The sequence below is a fragment of the Candidatus Synechococcus spongiarum SH4 genome (assembly GCF_000586015.1).
Lineage (GTDB): Bacteria > Cyanobacteriota > Cyanobacteriia > PCC-6307 > Cyanobiaceae > Synechococcus_B > Synechococcus_B spongiarum_F.
The window spans coordinates 1-5,306 of the sequence record NZ_JENA01000109.1 but is presented as its reverse complement, the minus strand read 5'-3'; the positions used below and the strand labels follow the sequence as shown (position 1 = coordinate 5,306).

Sequence of the window (5,306 nt, the reverse complement as noted above, 5' to 3'; positions counted from 1 at the left end):
TGGGGATGGAACACCCGGCACAACTGGCGCGCCAGACAGGAGGGCTCCACGGTTGTGCCCAGGCGGTAGCGGCCCTGCATTACGGCCAGGGGGGTTTCCGCAAGGGCCACCACGTCCCCCGGCTGTAGATGGGGGCCGGCATAACGGCGGAGCACCTGGAGGGGATCGTCCAGCGAGCCCAGCAGGTGGGTGGCAAGGGGCAACACCTGATGGCCCGCCCCTTGCCGCCAGGTTGGCTGCCCATCCCCGGCCGGTTCGGCCAGAGGGACCACCAGACCATGGCGCTGCCGGAGGTGGCCGAACGGTCCATAGGCCAGCCAGCCCATCTCCAGCCAGAGGGCTTGAAGGCTTCCCAGACCGGCGCCAGCCAGCACCAGGTCCAGGTGGGCCGCCATGGGCTGTCGGGGTTTCAAAATGGAGACGGCCCAATAGCCGTCGGGGCGGGGTTCTGCATCGGGATGGTCCGGCGTGACCCGAAGCTTCACCTTGATCCCGTCAACCGCCCGGGTGGATAGCAGGGTGGGTTCGGCCCGGAACCCGGCAACCATCACCTCCTTGCGGGCGTGGGTGTTCACCAGGGCCACCCGCACCTGCACCTGCATCCGGTCCCGATCCCGGTGCAGCCGCCATGGCCCCGGCTCCATGCGCAGCGGACTGGCGGGGCGGAGACGGTGACGTAACTCCAGCAGCGCCAGCAGGCCAGGGATAACGCCAGCGAGGGCCAGCAGCCACCACCCACCGGGATCACTCATGGCGCCCTGACCACCTCCGCATTGATTTCGTTCACCGCCATGGCCCGGGTCCGGCCATGGGTCATGGCCTCCGGAAGTTCCAACCCTGACGCCACAGACAGGCTCTGCTCCAGATCCTCCAGGGGAATCTGGCCTGCCCGATCCAGCGCCACACGGCCGTCCCGGTCCAGGATCACCACCTGGGGAACGAGACCACGCCAATAGTAGGCAGGGTTATCGGGGGAAGCATCCTCCACAGGGTCCAGGCTGTCCGTGCTTAGGGCAATCACGTCTGCACCGGTCCGGAATTCTCCGTTGAGCCGGGAGAGGGTGGGGGCAAAGCGCTTGCAGTCGCTGCTGTCGTCCAGATAAAAGGCCAGGACGGCAGGGCGGCGCTGCCGCAGGCTATCCGCCAGGCTGTTGCGGGGCGGCACCATGGCCCCGTCCCCCGCATAGAGGGAAAAGATGTTGCCGTCATAGGCGTTGTCCAGGCGGCCGGCCCAGGCGGAAGAGGGCGGCAGCAGCCCCATGGCCGCCACCACGAGGGCCAGCAGAGACAACCAGTGACGACGGAACCGGTGACGACCGTGTTGTTGGGTCACGCCATGACCTCCCCTTAGCGTCCACTCCCCTGCAGCGTACGTCCCAGCCCCAGCAGCACCCCCCGGGCAATCAAGCCGATGCCCCGGCCAATGATCTGCGTCAGCACGGTCACCAGCAGGTCCCCCAGCCGTTGACTGAACACCCGCAACTGGGGACCCAGGGCATCCCGCAACTCCAGGGACAGGGTCACCAGACGCTGCAAAGGTTCCAGTTGCCGCAACTCCTGGTCACGGGGGTCGATGAGCGTTTGGGTGACCACCCCATCCCCTTGCAGGAGCAGCAACTCGCGGCGACTTTCATAGATGCGCAGGGGCTCAAGGACGAGTTGTTCGTAACGCTCACGGGAGTTGATGTGGTTGCGGAGCCGCTCCAACTGGCGGGTGGGCAGCAGGTCGGGGCGCAGCAGGAAGCGGCGCAACTCCGGCCACTGGCTGCTCTCTTCCAACACCAGACCGGCCAGGGCGGATCCCATGCGCAACAGCCAGTCACTCAGCAGCAGCTCCAGGCGCAGCAGGGCTGCCGGGGTATCCGGCGCCAACAGGTGGCCGTCCAGCAGCACCGGCTCGGCCCGCACCAGGGCCGCCAGCATGGGCTCTACGGTGGCCCGGGGGGCAAGGTTGAGGGCCTCGGGGCCGGGCAGTTCCATGGCCAGCAGGTGCTCGCTCACCGAGACCAGCGCCCCGTTCCGGGGGATGCGCAGATAGGCCCCACCCAGCCCCTGGAGACCGTGGAGCATGATTTCCTCCTGAAGATCCCGCCAGCACTCCAGCAACGCTTCACCCCGCAGTCCTTCCCGACGCACCTGCTGAAGGGCCAGCCCCATCTGGCCCAGCAACTGCCGCAGCAGGGCTGCCCGCGGGCCGGGCGCCAAGGCCCCCAGGGCCAGCAGTTGCTGCTCCAGGGGCCGGGGATTGCGAGCAATCCGCTCCAGGAGCCGCTGGCTGATGGTGTCCCACAGCCCCTTTGCCGTACGGCTGCGCAGGGTGAGCCCCGTGGACACCGGGACCCAATCCCCGCCCCCCGCCCCGGTTGGGGCCAAGCCCTTCAGGCCCAGGGTTCTGGCGGTGGCGGCGTGGAGCGTCACCACCAGGGTGCGGGCCATGGCCAACTCCCGCTGCTGACCCTCCAGCACCCAGCGCAGCAGAGTGCCGGGGCGCTGCTTGAGTTGGGCCGTCACCAGCTTGGCCTTGGCCTGGATCTGCATCAGTCCTTGGGAGAACACCCCGTTCAGTCCCTGGCGCTCCCCGGGGGGCGCAGCGGGGGGGAATGCACGTCGAACACCCGCCCCCCGCTCAGCAGCACGGGGAGGGCATGGCGCAGGGTGGGGGCATCGGGATTTTGCAGGATGCCGGCAATGGGCAATTCCCCCAGGGGCAGACCACCCGGCTGGATGGGACCCTGGAGCACCAGAAGCAAAGGGGCCGGATGCCAGCGTTGATCCAGGGCCAGCGCCTCCCGGACCAGGGCGCCGGTGTCATGGACCGCCTGGGCCACCCAGATCACCAGGTCGGGCCGGCGCCGGCTTGCCTCGGCTTCATCAATACCCTGCACAGGGCCGCCTTCGGTGACCCCCTGGCCCAGCACTGCAGCCAACTGCCTCTTCTGGCTCGGCGGCCCATAGATCAGAACCCTCTGCATCAACAACCCCATGGCAAGGCCAGTGGTCAAGGGTTAGCCGGCTTGGACGGCTCCTGCAAGGGGGCGCCCACCAACTGCATGGTGAAGCCGGTAATGCGATAGCCGGTTCGAGCCTCGATATCCGCCAGCAGGTCCTCTGGAAGCTGCACGTCCAGGTCTTGAATCCGACCCGTGACACTGCAAATCAGATGACTATGGGAATCCGTGCGGTAGCTGTAGAGCCTGCCGCCACTGCGCTCCAGACATTCGATAATGCCGAACTTCTGCAGCGTTTCCAGGTTTTGATACACGGAGGTCTGGCCAATGCTCCTCTTCTCCCGGGCATTGATTTTTTCAAAGATGTCCCGGGCGCTGAGGTGTTCCCGCTCTTTCCACAGCAATTCCAACACCAGGCGACGTTGGTGGCTCATGCGCAAACCCGCAGCGGCGCAGCGCTTCACGGCCCCCTGCAGAGACTGCTGGAGGCTCAGGTGGGCAGTGGGTGGTTCGGCGGTGGAGGTGGTCATGGATGGATCCGGCGGCGGTCAGGGACCATCAGCTTGGAAGTCTAGGGACTCTCACCGGGTCCTGGGAGGTTGGGTCGGGACTCCCGCCACGGTTTCCAGGGCCCCGGGGAGGGTGATGGCGCCATCATAAAGGGCGCGGCCAATGATCACGCCGGCCAGAGGGGGGCGGAGGTTCTGCAGGGCCTTCAGGTGGGCCAGATTTGCCACCCCGCCGGAGGCAATGACGGGGATGGAACCGGCCCGGGCCATGGCTTGCAGGGCGGCCAGGTTTGGCCCCCCCATGACGCCGTCTCTGGCGATATCCGTGCTGATGATGGCCACCACGCCACTGCCCTCCAGACTGGCCGCCAGCCCGGTGGCTTCCATGGCGCTCTGGCGCAGCCAGCCCCGGGTGGCCACAAGACCGTTGCGGGCATCAATGCCCACGGCAACGCGACCGGGATGAGCCTGAGCCAACTCACGGACAAGTTGGGGGGTTTCCAGGGCGGCGGTGCCCAGAATGACCCGATCCAGGCCACAGGCCAGCAGGTGGTTGGCCCGTTCCACGGAACGCACCCCGCCCCCCAGTTGCACAGGGATCTCCACCGTTGAGACGATGGCCTTGATGGCGTCGTCGTTGCTGGGCTCGCCCCGGCGGGCGCCGTCCAGATCCACCAGGTGGAGCCGTTGGGCGCCAAGCTGCCGCCATGTGCGGGCCATGGCAGCGGGATCGTCACTGAAACGGGTCACCTGGCCGTAATCCCCTTGAAGCAACCGCACACAGGCGCCATCCAGTAGATCAATGGCGGGAATCACCTCCATGGCAACAGCAGCAAGCAGAACCCAGTGTCCCTGATGGCGCAACAGGGTTGAATAACGGAAGTTGCCGTGTTGTTGGATGGACGTTCTGGTGATGGGGGGCACCCGGTTCATCGGTGTGGCCCTGCTGCCCCGGCTTCTGGCCGCAGGTCACGGCGTGACGGTGTTCAGCCGGGGCAGGCGACCGGTCCCCGCAGGGGTGGAGCACGTGCGGGGCGACCGTCAGGAGCCGGGGGATCTGGCCCGGCTGGCGGGGCGTCGTTTTGACGTGATTGTTGACACCAGCGGCCGTCAACAGGCCGAGAGTCAGCAGGTGATCGCCCACACCGGCTGGCCACGGCACCGGTTTCTGTACGTGAGTTCAGCAGGGGTGTATGCCCATGGCCACCAGTGGCCCCTCACGGAGCAGGCACCGCTGGATCCCCGCAGCCGCCATGCCGGCAAGGCGGAGACGGAGGCCTGGCTGCGGCGGGAGGGGATTCCCTTCACCAGCTTCCGCCCCACCTACATCTACGGCCCCGGCAACTACAACCCCATCGAAAGCTGGTTTTTTGCCCGGATCCTGGCGAATCGCCCCGTTCCCGTTCCCGGCGACGGCCAGCTCATCACCCAACTGGGCCATGTGGACGACCTGGCGGAGGCCATGGCCCGCAGTCTGGAGGTGGACACCAGCACCAACCGGATCTACAACTGCTCCGGCACCATGGGGGTCACGTTCCGCGGGCTGGTGACTGCCGCCGCCCAGGCCTGTGGCCACAACCCGGAGCAGGTGCAGTTGCGCAGCTTTGATCCCCACCTGCTGGAGCCCAAGGCCCGCAAGGCTTTTCCCTTGCGCATTGCCCATTTCTTCACGGATATCAACCGGGTGTGCCGGGAACTGGCCTGGCGGCCCCGCTTTGACCTGGTGGCGGGCCTCCGGGACAGCTACGAGAAGGACTTTCGTCAACAGGCTGGCGCGGCATCGGGTCAACCGCCGGACTGGGGTCGGGATGAACAACTCCTGGCCCAGGCTGTTCCCCTGCCATGAATC

At 67.0% G+C, this 5,306-nt stretch carries 6 protein-coding genes and 1 pseudogene; 1 reads left to right on the top strand and 6 read right to left on the bottom strand.

Going from position 1 to position 5,306, the window contains the following annotated elements; genetic code table 11:
- The 6 genes and pseudogenes from BG35_RS0106005 to hisA form a co-directional block, all read right to left on the bottom strand.
- Positions 1-752, bottom strand: a pseudogene (locus BG35_RS0106005) (coenzyme F420-0:L-glutamate ligase); the annotation flags it as partial.
- Positions 749-1,333 carry a thylakoid membrane photosystem I accumulation factor gene (locus BG35_RS0106000; protein ID WP_152535194.1) on the bottom strand — a complete coding sequence of 195 codons (585 nt, stop codon included), beginning with the start codon at positions 1,331-1,333 and terminating at the stop codon, positions 749-751. The gene BG35_RS0106000 and the pseudogene BG35_RS0106005, both read right to left, overlap by 4 nt.
- Positions 1,334-1,347: 14 nt before the next feature.
- A complete protein-coding gene (locus BG35_RS10585; RefSeq protein ID WP_152535193.1) occupies positions 1,348-2,538 on the bottom strand; it encodes a DUF3685 domain-containing protein in 1,191 nt (396 codons plus the stop codon).
- Positions 2,539-2,561: 23 nt separating this feature from the next.
- On the bottom strand, positions 2,562-3,002 hold the full coding sequence (locus BG35_RS11565) for a hypothetical protein (RefSeq protein WP_051506171.1): 441 nt from the start codon (positions 3,000-3,002) through the stop codon (positions 2,562-2,564).
- Positions 2,999-3,478, bottom strand: a complete 480-nt coding sequence (locus BG35_RS0105990; RefSeq protein WP_025782118.1) for a Fur family transcriptional regulator — start codon at positions 3,476-3,478, stop codon at positions 2,999-3,001. Before BG35_RS0105990 ends, BG35_RS11565 begins: the two co-directional genes overlap by 4 nt.
- A 51-nt stretch (positions 3,479-3,529) precedes the next feature.
- Entirely contained in the window at positions 3,530-4,279 is a 750-nt protein-coding gene (gene hisA / locus BG35_RS0105985; RefSeq protein ID WP_025782116.1) for a 1-(5-phosphoribosyl)-5-[(5-phosphoribosylamino)methylideneamino]imidazole-4-carboxamide isomerase, read from the bottom strand.
- Positions 4,280-4,355: 76 nt separating this feature from the next.
- Between hisA and BG35_RS0105980 the strand changes: the two genes are divergently transcribed.
- Positions 4,356-5,303, top strand: a complete 948-nt coding sequence (locus BG35_RS0105980; protein ID WP_025782115.1) for an NAD-dependent epimerase/dehydratase family protein — start codon at positions 4,356-4,358, stop codon at positions 5,301-5,303.
- The last annotated feature ends 3 nt before the right edge of the window (positions 5,304-5,306 follow it).